This is a genomic window from Hyalangium ruber, assembly GCF_034259325.1.
GTDB classification, from domain to species: domain Bacteria; phylum Myxococcota; class Myxococcia; order Myxococcales; family Myxococcaceae; genus Hyalangium_A; species Hyalangium_A rubrum.
In genome coordinates this window covers 330298-353316 of sequence record NZ_JAXIVS010000002.1, presented here as the reverse complement: position 1 = coordinate 353316, position 23019 = coordinate 330298, and the positions used below count along the sequence as shown (strand labels likewise).

Genomic DNA, 23019 nt, shown 5'->3' with positions numbered 1-23019 from the left:
GCAGGCACATGTCCTCTAGCTGATACATTGCGAGGGATGAGTCACACCCGCTCTGGGAACTCCGGAGCGACTCTGGGGGACCCCGCCAACATTTCTGTTCAGCTCCTGCGCGCCGTCGTCGGAGGCGTTATCTCCCTTTTCAGCCGGGCAAGGTCGAGCCTGGAAGGGCCGACATGGGGGGTCTGCATGCGAACAGGGCCGCTGTGGATACTGTGCGTGCGCCTCCCCGTTCATTCATAGGTCCGGTCCGTGCGTTTCTTCCGGAGTCTCCAGGGAAAGATCCTCCTCTTCTTCGTCCTCATCGACGTGGCCACGGTGGGCGTGTTGATGGTCACCGTCTCCGACACCGCGCGCGAGGCGCTGGGGACGAAGATCGAGGAGCAGCTGCGGCTCAACGCCCGCATCACCTCGCGCGACATCGAGGAGCAGTTGGACCTCAAGTGGTCCTTCATGCAGTCGCTGGCCTCCAACACCTTCATGGTCAACAGCGTCATCGACGTGCTGGGCCGTGGCGAGTACCTCGCGCCCTTCATGCAGCAGCTGCAGCTGCCGGGCATGGGCGGAGAGCAGGCCGACTTGTGGCTGCTGGACTTCGAGGGCGCCGTCATCGCGCGCAACACCGTGCATACCTCGCACCCGGAGGGCACCCCGAACTTCGCGCACGAGCTCTGGTGGCCGAGCGTTCGGGACGGGCAGCCCGCGGCGGTGGTGCTCGAGCGAGAGGGCCGCTCGCGCCTGTTGCTCGCCTTCCCCGTGCTCTACCAGAAGCGCACCGAGGGGGCGGTGGTGGCCGAGTTCGACGTGGCGCTGTTGCGTGAGCTCACCGCGCGAGATGGCTTCGAGGCGGCCCTGCTCTCGCGACCGGGGCCGCTCTTCGGGGCCCTCTCGGACGAGGTGCTGGAGCGCGTTCGAGAGGTGGGCACCGGCCCTGGCCATCGCTCCACCTTCCTGGTGGAGGACACCTTCTACCTCGTGGAGCCCCTGGAGGGCTTCATGCTGGAGCACGGCCTGGGCTGGTCCCTGGTGCTCTCGGTGCCCGCCGAGCGCATCGCCGGCCCGGTGGCGGAGCTGCGCGAGCGCATGCTGGGCACGGGCGCGGCCATGGCGGCCCTGTTCACGGTGCTGGTCGTCTGGGGCACCCGGAGCCTGCTGCGTCCGCTCGAGCGAATCGAGGGCACCATGCGGCACATCGTCGAGGCGGGAGACCTGAGCCAGCGCATCCGGCTGCGGTCCGACGATGAGCTGGGCTCCATCGCCCGCACCTTCGATCAGATGCTGGAGCGGCTGGAGCACCGCACCGCGGAGCTGGAGCGCTCGCGAGACCAGCTGGCGCTCCTGGCCCACATCACCAGCGCGGCGCCCAGCGCCATCGTCATGCTCGACACCCAGGCGCGCGTGTGCGTCTGGAACCAGGCGGCCGAGCGCCTCTTCGGCTGGAGCCGGGAGGAGATCGCCGAGGGCCCCTTCCTGGAGCGCGTGGTGCCCATGGGCGTGCAGACCCAGGTGGCGGAGCTGCTCTCGCGCGCCAGCACCGGCGTGCCCGCCGAGGCCGAGCTCAGCCTGGTGACGCGGGGGGTGGGGCCCATTCCAGTGCTGCTCACCGTCACGCGCATCACGGATGCGGCCGGTCTGTCGCTGGGGCACGTGTTCATGGTGCGAGACCAGCGCGAGGTCAAACGCCTGCGCGAGTCGCTGGTGCAGTCGGAGAAGATGGCGGCGGTGGGCACGCTGGTGGCGGGCCTGTCGCACGAGCTCAACAACCCGCTGGGTATCATCCTCGGCTATGCGCAGGGGCTGCAGCGGCGCACCACGCTGGATGAGAACTCCCGCGCGGCGGTGGGCTCCATCGAGCGGCAGACGCAGCGCTGCGCCCACCTCGTGAGGGCGCTGCTGGACTTCTCTCGTGACAAGGTGCCCGTGCGCGAGCGCGTCTCGGTGCTGGCCCTCTTCGAGCGAGTAGGCGAGCTGGTGGAGGGCCAGGCCCGGCGCGCCAACATCCACTTCGAGGTGGACGCCCCTGCCCAGGGGCTGCCCGAGCTGGAGATCAGCGTCCAGGAGATTGAATCGGCGCTGCTCAACCTCGTCACCAACGCGCTGGATGCCACGCCAGCCGGGGGCGCGGTGCGGGTGATCGCGCGCGGGGTGCTCCAGGGCCAGGGCGTGGAGCTCATCGTCACGGACACGGGCAGCGGGATGAGCGAGGAAGTGCTACAGCGGGCCTTTGACCCCTTCTTCACCACCAAACCCGTGGGGCAGGGGACAGGACTGGGCTTGTCCATTACAAGGAACATCATCGAGGCGCACGCGGGCGCCATCGACGTGAAGACGGCACCGGGGGCCGGGACGACGGTCCGGCTGTGGCTCCCGGCGGCAGGCGCGCCTGCTCAGGCGCACCCCACGGAGGCGACCACATGGAAGTGAATCTCAAAGTCCACCGGGGAGTGCAGCTACAGGACGCCGCCGTGGTGGGCTCGCTGCAGGAGTCCTGGCAGGCCGGCCCCTCGGGTTCCACCGCCTCGCGCGGTGCCTCCACGACGGGTTCCCGGCGCAGCCTGCAGGAGCTGGCGCCCGCCGGCAGCATCTCCGTGCTCGTCATCGACGACGAGCCGGACATGCGCGAGATGCTCTCGTTCTCATTGCCCTCCACGGAGTTCGAGGTGGTGACGGCCGACGGAGGCCGGGCGGCGGTGGAGCTGTTGGGCACGCGCCGCTTCGACGTCGCCATCACGGACCTGAAGATGCCGGGCATGAACGGGGTGGAGACCGTCTCGGCGCTGCGGCAGCTGGACCCGGACATGGAGGTCATCGTCGCCACCGGCTACGCCAGCCTGGAGACGGCGCTGGCGTGCATGAAGCACGGGGCCTACGACTACATCCGCAAGCCGTACGACATCGCCGAGCTGCGCCACCTCATCATGCGCGCGGTGGAGAAGCGGCGCCTGCGCTCGCTGGTGCCCCTGTACGAGGTGAGCTGCGCGCTGCTCTCGCTGCGGACCCGGAGCGAGGTGCTCACGCACCTGGGCGAGCTGACGTTGGACCTCATCCCGCACCAGGCCTTCCGGCTGCTGCTGCCGGAGCCGGGCACGGACGAGCTGAGCATCTGCAACTCCTCGGACGGGCTGGAGCTGTCCCCCGCCGTGCTGCGGGAGCTGGCGCGGCGGGCCATCGACGGCCAGGAGCCGGTGTCGGTGACGCAGACCTCGCGCGACTGGCCCTTCGCTACCGTGTCGAGGCTGGGCGCGGCGTTGGCGTACTCGCTGCAGGTAGGGGATGCGCCCGCCGGTTGCCTCATCCTCTTGCGCGGCGTGGGCCAGCCCCTGTTTTCGATCTCCGAGCTGCAGCGGGGCAGCCTGTTCGCCGCCCAGCTCGCGCTGGCGCTGGAGACGGCGCGGCTCAACGGGGAGCTCGAGGCGCGGGTGAAGGACCTGGAGGCCACGCGCGAGGAGCTGGTGAAGGCTGAGAAGCTGGCGGCGGTGGGCAAGCTGGCGGCGGGCCTCACCCACGAGCTGAGCAACCCGCTGGCTTTCACGAAGGCGAGCTTCCACTCGCTGTCGGCCTACTCGCGCGCGGTGAATTCCCTGTGGACGGTGACGCGGGATGTGGCCGCGGAGCTGGCCCGGCGAGACGACCCGCATTCCGCGGAGCTGGCGCGCAAGCTGCTCACCGTGGGAGGCGCCGAGACGGAGACCTCCATCCAGGACGCGCAGGACGCGGCGGCGGACGCGGTGGACGGCATCCGCCGCGTGGAGGAGCTGCTCATCGAGCTGCGGGCCCTGTCCGGAGGAAGCCCGGTCTCCCCAGTCGAGCGCGTGGACGTGGTGGCGCTGCTGGGCGCGTGGAAGGGAGAGGGCACCCTGCCCCGGCCCGTCCGGGTGGAGGATGCCGAGCCCATCTACGCGCGCGTGGGCCGAGGTGATCTCCAGGCCAGCCTGGGGCGCATCCTGGACTTCCTGTGCGAGACGCCGGGCGCGCGGGACGAGGGAGCCCCGGCGCTGGTGCTGCGCGTGGGGCACGAGGCGGGCCGGCCCTGCATCTGGCTGGAGGATCCGCTGCTGGAGCTGTCCGAGGCGCTGCGCGCGGAGCTCTTCGATCCCCGCATCCAGGTGGACGCACGCCGGGGCCGCACGATGCGGCTGAACCTGGGGTTGGCGCTGGCGTGGCGGCTGTTGAGCCGCATGGGCGCGGACCTGTCGGTGACTCCGGGAGCGGTGCGCGGCACCGTCTTCCGGCTGATGCTCCCCGCGACGGAACAGGCGTAGCGACATGGCCGGACAGATTCTGATCGTCGATGACGAGAGGGACATCCGCCGGCTCCTCCTGGAGATGCTCTCCGGAGAAGGTCACGAGGTGACCGAAGCGGCCAACGGGGCCGAGGCGATGGAGCGGCTGCGCGGGGCCTCGTTCGACCTGGTCATGACGGATGTGCGGATGCCGAGCATGAACGGGTTGGAGCTCTTGCGCCGGGTGCGCGAGGTGTCTCCCTCCACGGAGGTGATCGTCGCCACGGCGTACGCGGAGCTGGACACGGCCATCGCGTGCATCCGTGCGGGCGCCTTCGACCTGCTGCGCAAGCCGTTCCAGTTGCAGGAGCTGTTCACCTGCGTGTCCCGGGCGCTCGACCGGCGCCGCTTCAACGTGTCCACGGAGCTGGTGCGGCTGAGCCAGGCGCTCTTCGAGAAGAACACGCTGGAGGAGCTGCCGCGCGCCATCGCCGAGAGCGTGCGCTCCTTCATGGTCTCGGACGCGGCGATGCTGGCGCTGCCGGACGCGGACGGGAAGCTCCAGGTGGCACACGCCTACGGGCTCGTGGACGAGGCCGAGAGCGCTCTGTGCCTGTCGCTGGGGGAGCAGATCTCCCGCACGCTGTCGGCCGACCGCACGCCCGCGGTGCTCGGGCCGCTGGGCGCCGACTGGCGCTTCGAGAAGTTCCCGCCGCTGCCGCCCGACTTGTCGATGCTGTTGTTGCCGCTGGTGGCCGGGGAGCGCTTCCTGGGGCTGCTCGTGGTGCTGCGACGCTCCCGGAGTCGCCCGCTGAACCGGGGCGAGCTGGACCGCGCCTCGCTGCTCATCGCGCACGCGGTGCTGGCGCTGGAGAACGGGCGGATGGCGGGCCAGCTCTCGGCCTCCGAGCGCATGGCTTCGATGGGGTTGGTGGCGGCGGGCATCAGCCATGAGATCAACAACCCCGCCTCCTACGTGCTCAGCAACCTGAACTACATCCAGCAGGGGCTGACGGCGATGGGCCGGAGCATGGGCCAGGAGCCGAGCGGGGCCTGGGGCGAGGTGCTCGCGTGGGGGCCGCGCCAGCAGGAGGAGTTCGAGGGGGTGCAGCAGGCGGTGGCCGAGGCGTACGAGGGCATCAAGCGCATCTGCGAAATCGTCCGGGACATGCGGACCATCTCGCGGATGGACGATGCGTCGGCGGGGTGGTTCGACCTGAACGAGGCGATCCGCTCGGCGCTGCGAATCACGCGGGCGGAGGCGACGCCGGCGGCCACGGTGATTGTCGAGCTGGCCGAGGGGTTGGAGGTGAAGGGCAGCCCAGGGCGGGTCTCCCAGGTGTTCAGCAACCTCATCATCAACGCGGCGCAGGCGCTGTCGGAGTGGAGTGGCCCGCGGCGCGAGCTGCGCGTCACCTCGCGGTTGATGGGCGAGCGCGTGGTGGTGGAGGTGGCGGACACGGGACCGGGGATTGCCCCCGAGCACTTGTCGCGGGTCTTCCAGCCCTTCTTCACCACCAAGGGGCTGACGACGGGCACGGGGCTGGGGCTGTCCATCAGCCGGGACATCGTGCGCCGGCTGGGCGGGGACATCGAGGTGAGCAGCGTGAAGGGGGTAGGCACCATCTTCACGGTGGCCTTGCCGGCCCGCCCCATCCAGCGCTCCTGAAGCCCCCGCGGCGCGCCCAAACGGCTTAGATTCCGGCCACACGCGCCGGAAACGGCCAGAGGGACCGATGCCGCAAGACTCCGCATTCATCGCCGTGGGCGAGCCGCTGAGCCGCGTCAACGACGCGCTGGAGAAGAAGGGCCCACTGGGCGAGTTCGCGGCGATGAGCCGCGGGGTGTTCACCCAGGTCCTCTCCATGGCGCAGCGTGGGCTGAACCCGGCCTCGAACGTGGACTGCGCCCGGTTCGCGCTGGAGGCGTGGCGCGCGACGCGCGAGCGCCAGAACATCCTCCTGGGCGAGGAGTTCCCGGGCCTGCAGTTCCTGGCGTGGGACGCGCTGCTGAGCCGCCGCAAGCGCCGCATCGTCCTGCTGGTCCACAACGTGTCGAGCAAGAAGCGCTGGCTGGCGCTCTCCAAGCTGGGGCTGGCCCGGCGGCTGCACCACGTACTGTGCCTGTCGCCGCACAGCCGGGACGTGCTGGTGGAGCAGTACGGCATCCCCCGCGAGCGAATCACCGTCCTCTACTCGCGGGTGGACACAGCCTACTTCCAGCCCCAGCCCGAGCAGCCGAGCAAGCGTCTGGTGTGCGCGGCCGGCGCGGTGAACCGCGACTACGAGTCGCTGATCAGCGCGGCCGAGGGGCTGGACGCGGAGGTGAAGATCGCCGCGGACACGGCGTGGCGCTACTCGGTCGCGGGCAAGAGCGAGGCCCAGGCGCGAGCGTTGCCGCCGAACGTGGAGATGCGCTCCTGGGGCAACTACGCCAACCTGCGCCAGCTCTACGCCGAGTCCCGGGCGGTGGTGGTGCCGCTGGCCCGCCCCATCATCAGCGGCATCACCGTGGCCCTGGAGGGCATGGCCATGGGCAAGCCCGTCATCCTCACCCGCAACCCCTATGTGGAGGGGTTCATCGAGGACGGGGTGACGGGCTTCCACGTGGAGCCTGGCAACCCTGATCAGCTGCGTGAGCGCATCCGCTGGCTGCTGGATCATCCCCAGGAGGCCGAGGCGATGGGCCAGCGCGCGCGACAGAAGGCGGAGCGGGACTTCTCCGTGGAGCGCTACGTGGAGCGCATCCTCAGCCCGTTTTGACACGTCGCATTAAAATACTTCGGAAAATCCTGGCTGAGACAACTCAGGAAAGACCTGTTGGGGTTCCAAGCTCCAATCCCGAGAGTTCCGATAGGGAAAAAAAGTTCACATTCGTGTTGTTACCCAGACGGCCCGGCAAGCCCTTGTTCTGCATCGACTTTACGGTGTGTCTCGGCGATGGCCCGACCTGACAGGTAGGGTGACGAAGAGGATCCCTGGCGCGCTTGCGTGCACTTTTCGAGGACCCGTACAATCTTCGCTGGTCCAAAGCGTGGTGGTGCCGTGATTTCGCCCACCTCTCGCAAGGTGGGCGGTGTCATCCCGGGGCAGTTCCTGGGTCGTGGGGAGAGATTGGCATGCAATCCGCATCGGTCCCAAAAGAAGTCTCCGAAAATACTGCCTCGGTGGAGCCCGTGCATCCGCCCGCGGTCGTAGAGGTGCCTCGACTCGTGGCGGCGGCTCCATCCAAGCCGGTGCGCGGGCGGCTGGCGCCGGGCTTCGCCGCGAAGCTGAACCTGCTGGTGGATCTGCTGTTGGTGGTGGCCTCGCTGCTGGGCTCGACGTTGTTGATGGGACACTCCATCCAGGTGGGCAACCTGGACCTGTGGCTGCTGCTGGGCATGGCGGGCCTGGGCTGGCTGCTGGTGGGCACGGCGCTGTGCCTCTATGACCCGCGCTTCTCGGACCGCGCGCCGCTGGATGACCTGGCGCTGGTGTCCATCACGGTGGTGTCGATCACGGGGGTGCTCTACCTGGAGCGCCTGCTCATCGCCGGCGGCATGCCGGTGGTGGCGCTGAGCTTCTTCCCGCTGCTGCTCTGGATGAGCGTGGTGGGCCTGCGGCAGATGGTGTTCCGCCGGCTGGCGGTGCGCGAGGAGCCGTTGGACGAGGCGCTCATCCTCGGCATCGGCGCCATGGGCCGGCTCACCGGCGAGCACCTGTCCACCATGGGTCGCCGCCGCGTCACCGGCTACCTGGCCTTCTCCAATGACAAGGTGGCGGCCACCTCTCCCCAGCCGCAGCTGGGCCGGGTGGATCAGCTCGAGCAGGTGCTCTGCCAGCTTCCGGTGGACATCGTCTACATCTCCGGCAACGTGCAGAAGCACGGCCAGGAGATGCAGGCGGCCATCAAGCTGTGCGAGCGCTTCGGTATCCCGTTCGCCCTGCCGGCGCATCCCTTCCGCATGGACCGGGCGCGCCCCGAGCAGACGCACGCGGTGTCCGACGGCTACCTGCACTTCGTCACCCACGCGCCCGCGCCGCACCAGATGGCCATCAAGCGCCTGTTCGACATCAGCGCCTCGGCCGCCGCGCTGCTGGTGCTCTCGCCGCTGCTGCTGGCGGTGGCACTGATCATCAAGGTCACCTCGCGCGGCCCCGTCTTCTTCAAGCAGCAGCGGGTGGGCCTGCACGGCAAGACCTTCAACATGCTCAAGTTCCGCTCCATGGTGGTCAACGCCGAGGAGCTGAAGGCCAAGCTGGAGGCGATGAACGAGCAGACCGGCCCGGTCTTCAAGATCAAGAACGACCCGCGAATCACTCCTATCGGGCGCTTCATCCGCAAGTACTCCATCGACGAGCTGCCGCAGCTGCTCAACGTGCTGCGCGGTGAGATGAGCGTGGTGGGCCCGCGCCCGCCGCTGCCGAAGGAAGTGGAGAAGTACGCGGCCTGGCAGCGCCGCCGGCTGTCGGTGCGGCCGGGGCTCACCTGCATCTGGCAGGTGTCTGGGCGCAACCAGATCTCCTTCGAGGAGTGGATGTACCTGGACATGCAGTACATCGATAACTGGACCCTGCTGACCGACTTCAGCCTCATCCTGAAGACGGTGCCGGTGGTGATCACCGGCAACGGGGCCAGCTAGCAGGCAGGCGGGGCCCCCCCGGCGGCTCGGGGCAGGGGCGGGGAAGCGGTCCGCGAATTGACGCGGATGCGGTGCTGTCGTTCACTTCCCTGTCCCTCTTTCTGCCGCCGAGGCCATGTCCCCGCCGAACCCTGACACGAGCGCCGCGGCGCCCCCGTCGGCCCCGCCGCCCGCCGCGCTGGACGTGACGACGTCCATGCGCAACGCCCTGAAGCTGGGCGGCTCGCTCATGGTGACGTACGGCATCGCCATGACGGTGCGGCTGATGCTGCCCCGGGTGTTGGGGCCGGAGGCCTTCGGCCAGTTCAACTGGGCCTCGGAGGGCTTCACCGCCGTCTTCTTCGTGCTGGCCGGCCTGGGGCTGGAGGTCTACATCCGCAAGGAAGTGGCCCTGCGGCCGCACCACGCCAGCGAGTTCTTCGGCGGCACGCTGCTGCTCCAGGTCCTCCTGGCCATCGGGCTCCTGGGAGCGATGCAGGGGCTGATGCACCTGGAGGGCAAGCCCGCGCACCTGAAGCTGCTGGTGCTGCTGCTGGGCGTCTACCAGCTCTTCTTCCGGTGCAACGGGACGCTGGCGGCGGTGCTGCACGCGCGCGAGAAGGTGGACGGGCTCTCGGTGGCCAACATCGCCACCAAGTGCGTGTGGGGCGGCGGGCAGCTCCTGGTGCTCGCGCTGGGGCTTCCGCTGCCGTGGCTGGGCGTGCCGATTCTGGCCTCGGAGCTGGTGCGGGCCGTCGTGCTCTACCGCCTGGCGCGCCGCCACACCGGGCTGGAGCTGCGGGTGGACGGGCGGGGCACGCGCTCGGCGCTCACCGGGGCGCTGCCCTTCTTCCTCAACGAGGCGGCGCTGGCGGCCAACGGGCCCATGGGCGTGTTCCTCCTGGGCTTCCTCACCAACACCACGGAGGTGGGCTGGTACGGCGCCGGGTGGAACCTGGCGGGCATGACGCTGATGGCGGCGCCGGTGCTCACCTGGGTGATGATTCCGCTGCTGTCGCGTGCCTCGGCTCACTCTCCGCAGGAACTCGACCGGCTCACCCGCCGCACGCTGGAGGCGGTGCTGGCCTTCTCCATTCCGCTGACGCTGGCCATGGGGCTGGGCGCGGACGTGTGGATCGGCGTGGTGTACGGCGAGGCCTTCGCGCCGGCCGCGGCGGTGCTGCGGCTGCAGGCTCCCATCCTGACGCTGACGTACGTGGCCATGGTGTGCGCCAGCGTGCTGACGGTGACGGGCAAGGGCTGGTGGGTGACGCGCACCTCGGTGGTGTCCATGGTGCTCAACTCCACGCTGAACCTCACGCTGGCGCGTCCCTTCCTGGCGTGGTTCGGCCCGGTGGGCGGCGCGTGCGCCTCGGCGCTGGCGCTGTTTACCTGCGAGGCGGTCACCGTGACGCTGCTGGTGAGCGCGGTGGGCAGGCGGGCCTTCGACCGGCAGAGCCTCACCCGGCTGGGCAAGACGCTCGCCGTGTGCGCGGTGGTGACGGGCGCGCACCTGTCGCTCTCGGGCTTGGGACCGGTGCGGCTGGCCGTCGGTGCCGCGCTCTATCTTTTCCTCGTGTTCGCTACCGGCGCGGTGCGCCTGGACGAGCTGCAAGGCCTGCTGCGCGTGGTGCGCCGTCGGGGCGCTCCAGTCCAGGCGTCCGCCGCATGAGCCGGAGCCTCTCTTCTATGCGCCGTTTGAACCGCTCCACTCCTGTGTTCCTCTTCCGGGCCCTGCTGCCCGCCGCGCTGCTGCTGCTGTCGGCCTGCTACATGCCGGGCCGCTTCGTCTGGGTGGATGACTACCGCGAGCCGCCCTCTCTTCAGGACGAGGGCTACATCATCCGCAAGGGCGACATCCTCGCCATCAACGTGTGGAACCAGCGTGAGATGTCCACGCAGACGCAGGTGCGCGAGGACGGCCGCATCACCCTCTCGTTGCTCAACGACGTGGACGCCGAGGGGCTCACCCCGCCCGTGCTCGCCCGCAGGCTGGAGGAGTTGCTCAAGCCGCTGGTGAGCAACCCCGTCGTCACGGTGACGGTGGCCAAGGCCGAGCCGCTGAAGGTGGCGGTGCTGGGCGAGGTGAAGGACCCAGGCATGAAGGAGCTGGACCCGGGCTCCGGCGTGCTGCAGGCGCTGGCCCAGGCCGACGGCTTCACGGACTACGCCCAGCTCGACGGCATCTACGTGCTGCGGCGCCAGGCGGAGTCGCCCGCGCCGATGCGCATCCGCTTCGACTACGAGGCCGTCATCCGCACCCAGGGCAAGGGTGCCTCCTTCCGCCTGCGCACCGGCGACGTCGTGGTGGTGGAGTGAGCGGATGGCGATGCTGCCCGCGCTGATGACGAGCCTGGTGCTGGCCACGACTCCGGCCATGCGCTACTCGTCCGCCGTGCGGACGGAGACCTTCGTCCGTACGCCGAACCTGACCGAGCGCGCCGACAGCGACGTGCTGCAGGACTTCGTCATCACCCCGCGAGGAGAGGTCATCCTCTATGCGCCGCGCATGGAGGTGAAGGCCATCCTCGAGCCGCAGTTGATGATGCGCCGCGCCTTCACCCAGCCCACGCTGGAGGTGCTCACCTTCCTGTTCCTGCGCGGCGAGTACCAGCTCACGCGCGGCTTCAAGGTGTGGGCCATGGAGTCGATGACGTACGGCTCCTTCCCCTTCGAGGACTTCCGGGTGCCGGCGCCCACCATCGAGGGAGACGTGCGCCTGCTGGACGCCAGCCAGTACGTCTACTCGGAGAGCATGGTGGGCTTCGACGTGACGAGCATCCGGCGCACGTACATCGGCGTCATGGGCGGCCTGGTCGTCAACGGCCTGTTGGATGCGCCCGAGAACGTGCGCCCGCGAGGTGACCGCGTCACCCCCTCACAGATTGGCCCCGAGGTGCGGGCCCTGGTCTTCCACTCCGCCACCCGCCGGTTGGTGCTGGGCATGCACGTGTATGCCCGCGAGGTGAACTTCTCCACCGACGCGCGGCTCTCGCTGCTCCAGGCCATGCCCGTGCTGCAGTACAAGTTCCACCCGCTGATCGAAGGTCGGCTGGAGGCCGGGGTGGCGGTCGGCGAGCGGCGCCCGCAGGACACCCCCTACCGGCACTCCACCGAGTCCATCCTCCACCCCACGGGCGAGGCCAGCCTCTCCGTGCCAGTGCCGGTGGGCTTCCACTGGCCGGTGAAGGCCAAGCTGACGGCCCGCTACGTGCCCTTCGTCAACGCCTTCACCACCGACGTCTTCCCCCGCACCGAGGGCGCCTTCGGCTTCGAGTGGAAGGGGCGCCGCAAGGCCCAGGTGAATGTCGAGCTGTCCGCTGCCCAGGCCCGCACCGACGGCTTCCACCGCCGCGATGGCGAGGAGCGCCTGTCCTTCAAGGTCCAATGGCCGGTTACTCGCTCCTCGGCCGTAGTGGCGTCCGGTCGACTCTTGAGGTTGAGAGAATTTCTGATCGATGACGACCCCATCTATAAGTGGTTCGCGGGCGTTGGATTGGTGATCCGTCAGGAGAATGGTAGGCTTTAATCCCACCAGGCGATGGATGAAGAAGTTCCTGCTGCTATCGGTGTTGTACTCCATCATTTTGCTTCCGAGCCTGGCGGCGCGTGAACGCCACCAGGTCCGGGGCGTCAAGAAGGCCATCCTGATGATGGTCGTCTTCAACCTTTGCTACGCCTTCGCCGTGCTGGTCATCTGGCCCCAGCTGGACGATTAGGAGAGGACCCGGAAGCACTCCATGGTGGACGTCTCGCAACAAACGGTCCTCGTGGTGGAGGACTCGCCCTTGTTCCGGAAGATGGTGGGCGAGTTCCTGCACGCGCTGGGCGTACGCCACCTCGTGGAGGCGTCCAACGGGCGCGCGGCCATCGAGCAGCTGGCGCACAGCCGGCCGGACCTGGTGTGCCTGGACCTGACACTGCCGGACGTGTCTGGGTACGACGTGTGCGAGTACATCCGCGGGCAGTCAGAGCTGGAGGGCCTGCCGGTGCTGATGATCAGCGCGCGCGGAACGCTTTTGGACCGGGCTCAGGCAGAAGAAGTGGGGGCGGATGGTTACTTGACCAAGCCCTTTACTCAGGAAGAGTTCAACCAGCAGGTGGTGAGACTGTTGGCGCGGGCGGCCGAGCTGGCCTCGGGAGGCAAGAGCGATGTCCGCACCCCATGAGGACAAACTGCCCGAAGTGGAGCGCCAGCAGGCGCAGATCTTCGACTGGGAGCAGATCAAGGACTACGTGGGCTACGTGCGCCACGCGGTGCAGCGGCACCGGGTGCTGGCGCTGGCCACCTTCGCGGTGACGGCGACGCTGGCGCTGTCGGCGGCCAAGCTCCTGCCGCGCACGTGGTACTCGGAGACGAAGCTTTTGCCCCGGCGCGCGGCCACCATCGCCGCGCTGGTGAACCCCGAGCGCGCCAACATCCTCAACCCGGATCCGCCCAACCCCATGCGCCCGCCCAACGAGGTGGACGCGCAGACGCGCGCGGCCGCCGAGGCGGTGCTGCGCCAGGACAACCTCATTGCCCTGATCAAGAAGATCAACCTGCTGGACCGGTGGGAGGCCACGCGCCCGCCGCTGCTGCGCGCCAAGGACACGGTGATGCGGATGATCTCCTCGCCGCCGGACGAGGACGCGCGCATGGATGGCATGGTGGGCACGCTGGAGAAGAAGCTCCGGGTGAACACGGACGATGGCAAGGTGGCCATCGGCGTGGAGTGGGGCGACCCGCAGCTGGCGTACGAGCTGGTGGACGCGGCCAAGCAGAGCTTCCTGGAGGCGCGCAAGAAGGAGGAGCTGGCCAGCGTGGATGACGCCATCGCCATCCTCCAGGCGCACGAGCAGCAGGCGGGCGAGGCCGTCCGCGAGTCCTACGACGAATTCGAGAAGACGTTCTCGTCGATCATGCTCGAGCGGCGGCGCGTGGTGGGAGACCCCCGGCTGTTGCCGCGCTTCTCCTCCACGGACCAGGAGCTGGCGCAGCTGCGCTTCCTCATCCGCGCCAAGCGCCGGGCCATCGCCGACACGCAGGTGCAGCACAACCAGCGGATGACGGAGCTGCAGGACGAGCTGGCGCAGAAGCGGGAGATGTACGCGCCAGACCATCCCACGGTGGTGGACCTGGAGAGCAAGGTGGCCTCGCTGCGGGCGGGCTCGCCGCAGATGAAGGCGCTGCAGGCCGAGGAGAAGGAGATGCTGGCCGAGTACGCGGACATGGGCGGCAAGTCGCTGCCGTTCCCGGACGAGCCGGTGCCGGACCCGTATGGCCTGGAGCGCGTGCTGATGGGGCTGTTGCCGGCGGTGTCGGAGAACCCGAGCGCGGCGGTGACGCTGGAGCGGCTGCGCAGCCGGCTGAACGCGCAGCAGATGATCCTCAAGCGCATCGACGCGGCGAAGCTGGAGCGGGAGATCGCCGACAAGTCCTTCAAGTACCGCTTCACGGAGCTGACGCCCGCGGAGTTCCCGCGCAAGCCGATCAAGCCCAACGCGCTCATCATCGCGGTGGGCGGGGTGGTGGCGGGGCTGCTGCTGGCGGTGTTCGCGGCGCTGGCGCGAGACGTGCTCAGCGGCCGGGTGCTGGAGAGCTGGCAGGTGGAGCGCGGTCTGGGGCTGCCGGTGCTGGCGGAGCTGGATCGGGGCCAGGGGTGAGGCAGATGGAGTCCCGGGCCGAGGTGACGCCGTGACTTGGATGGACGTGCTGCTGCTGGTGCTGTCGCTGCCGGTGGTGCTGGCGTGCGGCTATCTGCTGCTGCTGACGCTGCTGTCAGCGAACCTGCCAACGCCCCCGCGGGTGGCGCCCCGGCTGCGGTTCGACATCATCGTCCCCGCGCACAACGAGGAGGCGGGCATCGCCCGCACGGTGCGCAACCTGCTGGCGCTGGACTACCCGGCGGAGCTGCGGCGCGTCCTCGTGGTGGCCGACAACTGCTCGGACACCACGGCGGAGCGGGCGCGCGACGCGGGCGCCACGGTGCTGGTGCGCTACGACACGGAGAAGCGGGGCAAGGGCTTCGCGCTGGCGCACGCCTTCGAGCACAGCCTGAAGGACGGCTTCGCCGACGCGGTGGTGGTGGTGGACGCGGACACCGAGGTGTCCCCGCACCTGCTGCACTCCTTCGGCCTGCGGTTGGAGGCGGGCGCTCAGGCCATCCAGGCGCACTACGGTGTGCTCAACCCGAATGACTCGTGGCGCACGCGGCTGATGGCCATCGGCATGGCGCTGTTCCACAAGGTGCGCTCGCAGGGGCGCGAGCGGCTGGAGGTCTCCTGCGGCCTGCGCGGCAACGGCATGTGCTTCAGCCACCGCGTCATCCGCGAGGTGCCGCACGACGCGTTCTCCATCGTGGAGGACCTGGAGTACGGCATCCGCCTGGGCCGGGCCGGCCACCGCGTTCATTACGCGTGGGAGGCCGAGGTGCTGGGAGAGATGGTCTCCTCGGAGAAGGCCTCGCGCTCGCAGCGCCGCCGCTGGGAGGGCGGGCGCTGGGCGATGACGAAGCAGTTCGGCGTGCCGCTGCTGGACGAGGCGCTCGAGAAGCGCAACCCCGTGCTGCTGGACCTGGCCATGGACCTGCTGGTGCCGCCGCTGAGCTACGTGGTGCTCGGCGCGCTGGCGGTGGCCGGGGCGGCGGGCGCGCTCTCGGTGTGGCAGGACCGGGTGGCCTTCAGCGCGTACGCGGCGGCTTTCTGCGTGGCCAGCCTGGGCCTCTACGTGTTTCGTGGCTGGTGGGTGTCCGGCATGGGCGTGCAGGGGCTGCTGGCCCTGGCGCGGGCGCCCTTCTACGTCGTGTGGAAGGTGTGGCTGATGGCCGTGGGTCCTCGAGACAAGAAGGGGGAGTGGGTGCGCACCACCCGCGAGGCGCGCAAGCCCTGAGGGCCTTGCGTGGCGCGTAGCCCCCGAGGACGACGATGGAAGCCTTCCTCTCCCGCACCCCGGTGTTCCTCACGCTGATCGCGGGCGTGGTGATGGCCACGTTGGGCCTGCTCGTCCTCTTTCCGCCCGTGGCGATGCTGCCCATGGTGGCGGCCATCCTGGTGTGGGTGCTGGCCAAGGTGCCCATCCGCTACCCCGTGCTCACCCTGCTGGCGATCCTGCTGATCGTCGACTGCGCGGTGGAGAACCCCTACTCGGGCCTCTGGAAGTCGCCACTGTCCTTCGTCGGCCGGCTGTTCTTCATCAACCTCAACGTCGTCACCGGCGTGCCCGGTCTGGGCTTCACGCTCATCGACCTGGCCGTCTTCGGCCTCACCGCGCTCTACGTCTACCGCAACGCCGTGGGCCTGAAGACGGACGAGAAGGTGGTCCCGCTGCCCCGGCCGCTGGTGATGTCCCTGCTGCTCATCCTCGGGACTATCAGCTGGATGTACCTCTGGGGCTACCTGCGCGGCGGGGACATGCGCCCGGCCAAGTGGCAGCTCCAGAAGCTGCTGCTGATGCCGGTGTTCGTGATGCTCTTCAACGCGGCCATCCGCGGGCCGCAGGACTTCCGCGTCCTGGGCCGCATCATCGTCGCGGCCGCCTTCACCAAGGCGTTCCTGGGCGCCTTCTTCATCGTCGTCATCGCCCGGCCCGGAGGGCTCTACACCGAGTACGCCACCACGCACTCGGACACGATGATCTACGTGACGGGGCTGTCGCTCGCCGTGGCCTCCTGGGCCGAGGAGCCCAACCGGAAGAACTTCTGGCGCATGTTGATCGTGTGCGGCGTCATCTTCATGGGGATGAACTACAACGACCGCCGTCTGGCATACGCCAGCTTCAACCAGTGCCTGGTCGCCATCTATCTGATCAGCCCCTGGTCGAAGGTGAAGGTCTACGCCACGCGCGCGGGCATCCTCATGGCGCCGCTGTTCCTGCTCTACGTCGCCGTGGGCTGGGCCAATCCGACGGGTATTTTCTCGCCTGTGAACACGTTCAAGTCGATGATCGTCGGCGAGCACAACGACACCGGCGTGATGGACTACCGCGACGTGGAGAACTTCAACGTCATCGCTACCTGGCAGAAGAACCCCATGCTCGGCACGGGCTATGGCCACGGCTTTGACGAGGTGATGAAGCTCGCGGACATCTCTCACCTCTTCGAGGACTACCTCTACCATCCGCACAACTCGGTGCTGGGCCTGCTGGCCTTCGGCGGAGTGGTGGGCTTCACCGGGGTGTGGCTCTTCGTGGCGTTCACCGTCTTCTTCGCCGTACGCGCCTACCACCGGGCCCATGTGCCGCAGTGGCGCGCCGGGGCGCTGGTGGCCGTCGCGATTGTCGTCGCCTACACGAACCAGTGCTTCGGAGACATGGGCATCACCAGCTGGTACTGCACCATCCTCATGGCCCTGGCCGTCACCATCGCGGGCAAGCTGGCGACCCTCACCGGGGCCTGGCGCAGCACCGGCCCAGCGCCCTCCGCCAACCCCGCGGAATCTGGTGCCGTGGAGCAGGAAGGATATAGGCGCACATGAGCCGCAAAGGTGCTCATTCATCCCGAGCGGAACGGCGCCGCGAGGCGACGTCCAGCAGTAGCCATGAGCGCACACATGATCCTGTTGCCACACTGGGCAGCGACCGGAAAATGAGTAGACTGGGGCTCTCTATGTACGAGCCGACGGACAATCCGGGCGGTGGAGGACCTCCGCGGGGGGGCGACGGCAATGCGCCCAAGCCCAACGCGGCGCGTCCACGCCCCTGGTCCGTGGTGAGGGGCACTCCGACGCCGATTCCCCTGGCGCCCGAAGAGCTCCCTGTTCAGAACGAAGTCGTTCCCGCTCCCGCGGAGCCGATTCCCAACGAGCTGCTGCACCTGTGGACGCTGCTCACCCAGCGCGAGAAGTGGTCCTCGCTGGTGGTGGTGCCCGCGCAGCCGGGAGCTTCGGGTCTGGACGCCGGGCGCGCCATCGTCACCGTGGGCAGCCAGTACCGCGAGCGGCCCATCCGCCTCATCGACGCGCAGGGGCTGCCTCCGGGCGCCGGCTCGCGGCTAGTGCGTGACATCCGCGGAATCGTCGAGCAGGGCGGCATGGTCGTCACCTGCATCGACTCGGTCATCACCAATCCGGTGGGGCTCGAGGTGGCGCTGGCCGCCGAGCGCGCGCTGTTGTGCGTGCCGCTGGGCTCCACGCAGTTCTCCGCCGCCAAGCACACGCTGGAGATGATTGGCAAGGCGCGCTTCCTGGGCAGCGTGACGCTGCAGCAACGGGTGGGGAGCAAGAAGTGAGCGACGGACCCTCGGCCGGCGCCAACGCGCCGCCGCGGACCGAAGCGCAGCGGCCTCGGGTGAGCGTGGTGATGGCCACGTACAACCGGCTGACCCTGTTGCCTCGGCTGCTGCGGCAGCTCGCGCGCCAGACGCTGCCTCCCAGTGACTACGAAGTGATGGTGGTGGACGACGGCTCCAAGGAGCCGGCGGAAGGCCCCTTGCGCGAGCTGGCCAAGGAGCTGCCCTACGCCTTGCGCGTGGAGACGCAGAAGAACGCGGGCGCGGCGGCGGCGCGGCACCGGGGCGTGCTGGCCTCGCGCGGCGATGTCGTCATCATCACCGACGACGACATGCAGGTGCCCGAGGACTTCGTGCAGCGGCACCTGGAGCAGCACCCGGACGGCTCGCGCCATGTGGTGCTGGGGCGCATTGATTCGGATCCGGCCATCGACGACATGCCGCTGTTCGAGCGCTGGTACGCGTACCTGCACGACCGGCTGGCGCGGCGACTGAACGAAGAGGGCGCCCACGGGTGGAACCTCTACACGGGCAACGTCTCGTTCCGCCGCGAGGACTACGTGGCGGTGGGCGGCTTCGATCCGAACCTGAAGCAGTCGGAGGACATCGAGCTGGGCATCCGCCTGGAGAAGTCCGGCTGCCGCGTGCGCTTCTGCAATGACTCGTACGTGCTCCACGGCTCGGACCACACCAGCTTCGAGAAGTGGCTGGCGCGGGCGCACCGCTACGGCATCATGGACTCGCGGCTGTCGGAGCGTCACTCGGACGTGCCGCAGGTGGATCCGTGGCGGATGCTCTTCGAGATGAACGCGCTGGCGCGGCCGCTGCTGGCCACGGCGGTGATGTTGCCGGGGCCGACCAAGCCGGTGACCGAGGCGCTGATGGGCGCGGCGCGGATGGCCGACCGGCTGGGGCTGGCGGGGGTGGCGTTCAAGAGCACCTCGGTGGCCTACACGATGGAATACCTGCGCGGGGCGCGGGCCGAGGCGGGCTCGTGGCGGGAAGTGGCCCGGCGCATCGCGCGTTATCGGCAGGCCTCCGCGCGGGCGGGAGCTGCGTCCCAAGAGCCGTCGCGGAAGGACTCGAACGGAGAGCCATGAGGCACGAAGCCGGAGGGCACCGCACGCCGGGCCTGACCGGAAGCTGGGCAGGGCGCCAGGGGCTGTACACGGCCTTGCTGGCGACGTGTGCCGCGCTGCTGGTGGCCTGCCAGGACTCGCCTCGCTCTTCCGCTCCCTCGTCGGGCTCCGGGAGCACTTCCGCGCCCAAGCCGAGCCTCACCGTGGAGCTGGAGGAGGCCGCGTATGACGGTGGCTTCCAGGGAAGCTGGGAGGACGCCGGCTGGTCCGAGCGCGAGGTGAAGGGCCCCGGCCCAGCGCGGGTGATGATGGCGGACCTGGGCGGGTGGATGCTCAAGCACAAGGAGTCGGTGCATGGCTCTTTCGGCGCCCTGGCGATGCGCTTCAAGGCCCCTTCCGGCTTCGGCGAGTTCCTGGAGGTGCGGCTCGACTCCGAGGACGCCAACGTGTTTCCCCGGGTGAAGGTGGCCTCCAAGCACGTGGCGGGGCAGGACGGGGAGTGGACGCAGCTGCTCATTCCCATGAGCGAGCTGAACCCGAACGCGAAGTCCTTCAACCGCATCATCCTGCGGGCCCACAAGCGCGTGGGCAACGACTGGGTGGAGCTGGACAAGCTGGGGCTTACCTCGCAGGGCGCGCAGATGTCCGAGGAGGCGCCGAGCGGCTCGCTGGAGGTGGTGGAGGTGGCCTACGAGGGTGGGGCCAAGGCGGGCTGGGAGGCGGGAGGCTGGACGGAGCGAGAAGTCGAGGGGCCCGGGCCGGCGCGGGTGATGATGGCGGACCTGGGCGGGTGGATGCTGCGCCGCAAAGAGCCGCTGCAGGGCACCTTTGGCGGGCTGGCGCTGCGCTACCGCGCACCTTCCGGCTACGGCGAGTTCCTGGAGGTGCGGGTCGACTCCGAGGACGCCAACGTGTTTCCCCGGGTGCGGGTGGGCTCCCAGCACGTGGTGAACCGGCAGGAGGACTGGGTCCAGGTGCTGGTGCCGCTGGCGGAGCTCAACCCGGGGATGAAGCCCTTCGACCGCGTCATCTTCCGGGCGCACAAGCGCGTGGGCAACGACTGGGTGGAGATGGACCGGATCGGCTTCACCGGGACGAACGCGGCGGTAGTGGGCGCGCTGTCGATGGGTGGGGCGCGCGTGGCGGTGGGGCCGCCGCAGCCGGCGGGCCTGTTGGTGGACTGCACGGCGCCGGGCCACTTCATCAGCCCGCTCATCTACGGCACCGCCTTCAACGCCCTGCGCGAGCGCAAGGACAGCCACCAGTGGGACATGGGCGCCACGGTGCGCCGCTGGGGCGGCAACCCCACGAGCCGCTACAACTGGAAGCTCAACGCGTGGAACACGGGCAACGACTGGTACTACCGCAACACCGCGCCGGGGGACGACGCGAAGTTCACCTATGAGGAGTTCCTCATGGCGAACCGGGCCCACGGCCTCCAGTCGGCGCTCACGCTGCCGATACTCGGCTGGGTGGCCAAGGACACGACTTCGGTGAGCTTCCCGGTGTCGAAGCTCGGCGCGCAGGAGAAGGTGGCGCCGGAGATGCCGGAGGCGGGCAACGGCATTGCCTCCGGAGGCCGCAAGCTGCCGTCACCCATGCCCACGCAGACGAGCGTGGCGGCCCCGCCGGAGTTCATCGCCGAGTGGGTGCGCACCATCCAGCAGAAGGACAAGACGCGCGGGCGCAGCGTCCACATGTACTTCCTCGATAACGAGCCGATGCTGTGGAACTCGACGCATCGGGACGTACACCCGGAGCCCACCACCTACGACGAGCTGCTCGAGCGCACCATTTCCTATGGCACCGCGGTGCGGAAGGCGGACCCCGAGGCTGTCATCGCCGGGCCCACGGAGTGGGGCTGGACGGGCTACTTCCGCTCGGCGGCGGACGTGGCGCCGGGGGCCTCGCCGGACGCGGACCGCAAGGCGCACGGCAACATCCCGTTGCTGCCCTGGTACCTGCGCAAGCTGCGCGAGCACGAGAAGAAGACGGGGGTGCGCATCCTCGATGTGGTGGACGTGCATTTCTATCCGCAGGGCGAGGGCATCGGCTTCGAGGAGGGCGGGCGGACGGACGCGGACGCATCGGCGCGGCGCATCCGCTCCACGCGCGCGCTGTGGGATCCGAACTACAAGGACGAGTCGTGGATCGACGAGCCGGTGCGGCTCATCCCCCGGCTCAAGAAGATGGTGTCGGAGAACTACCCGGGGCGGGGTCTGGCCATCGGCGAGTACAACTTCGGCGCCACGAAGCACATGAGCGGCGGGCTGGCGCAGGCCGAGGCGCTGGGGCGCTTCGCGGAAGGTGGGCTCACGGCGGCCTACCACTTCACCTACCCACCGGCGAAGAGCCCCACCTGGTGGGCCTTCCGGGCCTACCGCAACTTCGACGGGCAGGGCGGGCGCTTCCTGGACACCTATGTGCCGGCGAGCGCTCCCGAGGGCACCTCGCTGTTCGCCTCGCGCAGCGAGGACAAGCGGCACGTGGTGGCCATCGCCCTCAACCTGCAGCCGGAGACGGCCCGCGACGCACGGGTAGAGCTCAAGGGCTGCGGGGTGCTCAAGAGCGCGCGGGTGTGGACGTATACGGGTGAGCCCCAGGGCTTCAGCGAGCAGAAGGCGCCCCGGTTGAGCGCGGCGGCCATGGATGCGCGGCTGCCGCCCTACTCCATCACGGTGCTGGACTTGATGCTGGAGCCGCCGGGGACGGGGACTCCCGGGGGGCAGGTGCGGGGCCGGCGCCCAGGCGGTCCTTGAGGCGCAGGAACCAGCTCTCGAAGTAGCGGTAGCTCAGGCCCGCCAGCAGCACGCTGAGCCCCAGCGTCAGCGGCAGGTAGACGGCCATGCCCTGCCCAGGCACCAGCCGCCGCACCAGGTTCAGGGCGAGCATGTGCAGCAGGTACACGCCGTAGCTGACCGTGCCCACGTAGCGGATCCACGAGAAGGTGAGCACCGGCATGAGCGGGTGCTTGGTGCTGATGCAGCAGGAGACGACCAGCGCCGTCATCAGCAGCGAGGTGAGCCCGAAGGGCACGCCGTCCGTCGCCACGGCGGCCAGCACCAGGGCCAGCGCCGCCGGCGGCACCCACGTGTGGCCGAGCACGCGGTACACCCACGCGAAGCCCTGGCGCGTGTGGACCGCGTAGGCCGCCAGGCACCCCATGCAGATGGGTGGGGCGAAGCTGGCGAGGATGCGCACCCACAACAGTGAGTCATCGAGCCGCCCCGTCTCCACGGCCCAGGGCGCCCACAGCGAGATGGCGAGCAGCCCCGCCATGAAGACTACGGCACCGCCCCGGCGGGCCATGCGCATGACGCCGGGCCACAGCAGGTAGAACTGCTCCTCGGTGGCGAGCGACCAGGCGAAGTAGAAGATGATGCGCTTGTCGGGCACCAACGGGACGAACCAGTTGGAGGTGTACGTGAGGAAGGCCGGCAGGTTGGTGAAGAACTCGGTCTTCTCCTGCACTCCCTTCTCGGTGAAGAGCACCAGCACCACGTAGATGCCGAGCACCGCGTAATAGAGCGGGAAGATGCGCAGCGAGCGCCGGGCGTAGAAGCGGCCCAGGGAGATCTGCCCGTGCGAGTCCTGCTCACGCAGCAGCAGCGTGGTGATGAGGAAGCCGCTGATGGCGAAGAAGAGGGCGACGCCCAGGTAGCCCCGGCCGAGGAAGCCCGAGTGCATGCCGGAGACGTGGTAGGCCACCACGAGCACGATGCTCAGGCAGCGCAGCCCATCGAGCCCAGGGAAGAAGCGGGTGCGCTGGAACTCCTGGTGAGCGCGAGCGGTATCCATTCGGGTGCCAGGAACGCGTAATTTCCCTCGGGCCACAAGAGGCCCGCGTGACACCCCTCTCCCAGCGGGGAGAGGACGGGGGTGAGGGTGTCGCCCGGCCGATATTCTCACAG

The 23019-nt window shown here is 69.1% G+C and carries 17 protein-coding genes; 16 read left to right on the top strand and 1 reads right to left on the bottom strand.

Annotated features, from left to right (window positions below; translation table 11 throughout):
- Positions 1–249 precede the first annotated feature (249 nt).
- The 16 genes from SYV04_RS06465 to SYV04_RS06390 all read left to right on the top strand — a co-directional run bounded on the left by SYV04_RS06465 (position 250) and on the right by SYV04_RS06390 (position 21867).
- Entirely contained in the window at positions 250–2421 is a 2172-nt protein-coding gene (locus tag SYV04_RS06465; RefSeq protein WP_321544739.1) for an ATP-binding protein, read from the top strand.
- On the top strand, positions 2412–4259 hold the full coding sequence (locus SYV04_RS06460; protein ID WP_321544738.1) for a response regulator: 1848 nt from the start codon (positions 2412–2414) through the stop codon (positions 4257–4259). The genes SYV04_RS06465 and SYV04_RS06460 overlap by 10 nt, the downstream gene beginning before the upstream one ends.
- A gap of 4 nt (positions 4260–4263) precedes the next feature.
- The gene (locus tag SYV04_RS06455) at positions 4264–5889 is read left to right on the top strand and encodes a response regulator (RefSeq protein WP_321544737.1); all 1626 of its coding nucleotides are present in this window, start codon (positions 4264–4266) and stop codon (positions 5887–5889) included.
- A gap of 67 nt (positions 5890–5956) precedes the next feature.
- A complete protein-coding gene (locus tag SYV04_RS06450) occupies positions 5957–6982 on the top strand; it encodes a glycosyltransferase family 4 protein (protein WP_321544736.1) in 1026 nt (341 codons plus the stop codon).
- Positions 6983–7338: 356 nt separating this feature from the next.
- Positions 7339–8844: an exopolysaccharide biosynthesis polyisoprenyl-phosphate hexose-1-phosphate transferase EpsZ gene (epsZ, locus tag SYV04_RS06445; RefSeq protein ID WP_422723914.1), complete on the top strand. Its 1506-nt coding sequence runs from the start codon at positions 7339–7341 to the stop codon at positions 8842–8844.
- Between the two features lie 115 nt (positions 8845–8959).
- A complete protein-coding gene (locus SYV04_RS06440; protein ID WP_321544734.1) occupies positions 8960–10495 on the top strand; it encodes an oligosaccharide flippase family protein in 1536 nt (511 codons plus the stop codon).
- 17 nt (positions 10496–10512) lie between these two features.
- Complete coding sequence (locus SYV04_RS06435) at positions 10513–11142, top strand: polysaccharide biosynthesis/export family protein (protein WP_321544733.1); 630 nt, start codon at positions 10513–10515, stop codon at positions 11140–11142.
- Between the two features lie 4 nt (positions 11143–11146).
- Complete coding sequence (locus tag SYV04_RS06430) at positions 11147–12352, top strand: hypothetical protein (RefSeq protein WP_321544732.1); 1206 nt, start codon at positions 11147–11149, stop codon at positions 12350–12352.
- 16 nt (positions 12353–12368) lie between these two features.
- Positions 12369–12542, top strand: coding sequence for a hypothetical protein (locus SYV04_RS06425; RefSeq protein WP_321544731.1), 174 nt, complete (start codon positions 12369–12371; stop codon positions 12540–12542).
- A gap of 21 nt (positions 12543–12563) precedes the next feature.
- Positions 12564–12992, top strand: a complete 429-nt coding sequence (locus tag SYV04_RS06420; protein WP_321544730.1) for a response regulator — start codon at positions 12564–12566, stop codon at positions 12990–12992.
- Positions 12976–14469, top strand: coding sequence for a GumC domain-containing protein (locus SYV04_RS06415; RefSeq protein WP_321544729.1), 1494 nt, complete (start codon positions 12976–12978; stop codon positions 14467–14469). The genes SYV04_RS06420 and SYV04_RS06415 overlap by 17 nt, the downstream gene beginning before the upstream one ends.
- Before the next feature lie 40 nt (positions 14470–14509).
- The gene (gene epsU / locus SYV04_RS06410) at positions 14510–15694 is read left to right on the top strand and encodes an exopolysaccharide biosynthesis GT2 family glycosyltransferase EpsU (protein ID WP_422723920.1); all 1185 of its coding nucleotides are present in this window, start codon (positions 14510–14512) and stop codon (positions 15692–15694) included.
- A gap of 35 nt (positions 15695–15729) precedes the next feature.
- A complete protein-coding gene (gene wzy, locus SYV04_RS06405; protein ID WP_321544727.1) occupies positions 15730–17277 on the top strand; it encodes an exopolysaccharide repeat unit polymerase in 1548 nt (515 codons plus the stop codon).
- A 131-nt stretch (positions 17278–17408) separates the two neighbouring features.
- On the top strand, positions 17409–18029 hold the full coding sequence (locus tag SYV04_RS06400) for a hypothetical protein (RefSeq protein ID WP_321544726.1): 621 nt from the start codon (positions 17409–17411) through the stop codon (positions 18027–18029).
- Entirely contained in the window at positions 18026–19129 is a 1104-nt protein-coding gene (gene epsD / locus SYV04_RS06395) for an exopolysaccharide biosynthesis glycosyltransferase EpsD (protein ID WP_321544725.1), read from the top strand. Before SYV04_RS06400 ends, epsD begins: the two co-directional genes overlap by 4 nt.
- Positions 19126–21867 carry a glycoside hydrolase family 44 protein gene (locus tag SYV04_RS06390; RefSeq protein WP_321544724.1) on the top strand — a complete coding sequence of 914 codons (2742 nt, stop codon included), beginning with the start codon at positions 19126–19128 and terminating at the stop codon, positions 21865–21867. Before epsD ends, SYV04_RS06390 begins: the two co-directional genes overlap by 4 nt.
- On the opposite strand, the gene SYV04_RS06385 is transcribed toward SYV04_RS06390, so the two are convergent.
- Positions 21782–22906, bottom strand: a complete 1125-nt coding sequence (locus tag SYV04_RS06385) for an acyltransferase family protein (RefSeq protein WP_321544723.1) — start codon at positions 22904–22906, stop codon at positions 21782–21784. The two genes, SYV04_RS06390 and SYV04_RS06385, sit on opposite strands and share 86 nt — an antisense overlap.
- Positions 22907–23019: the final 113 nt, after the last annotated feature.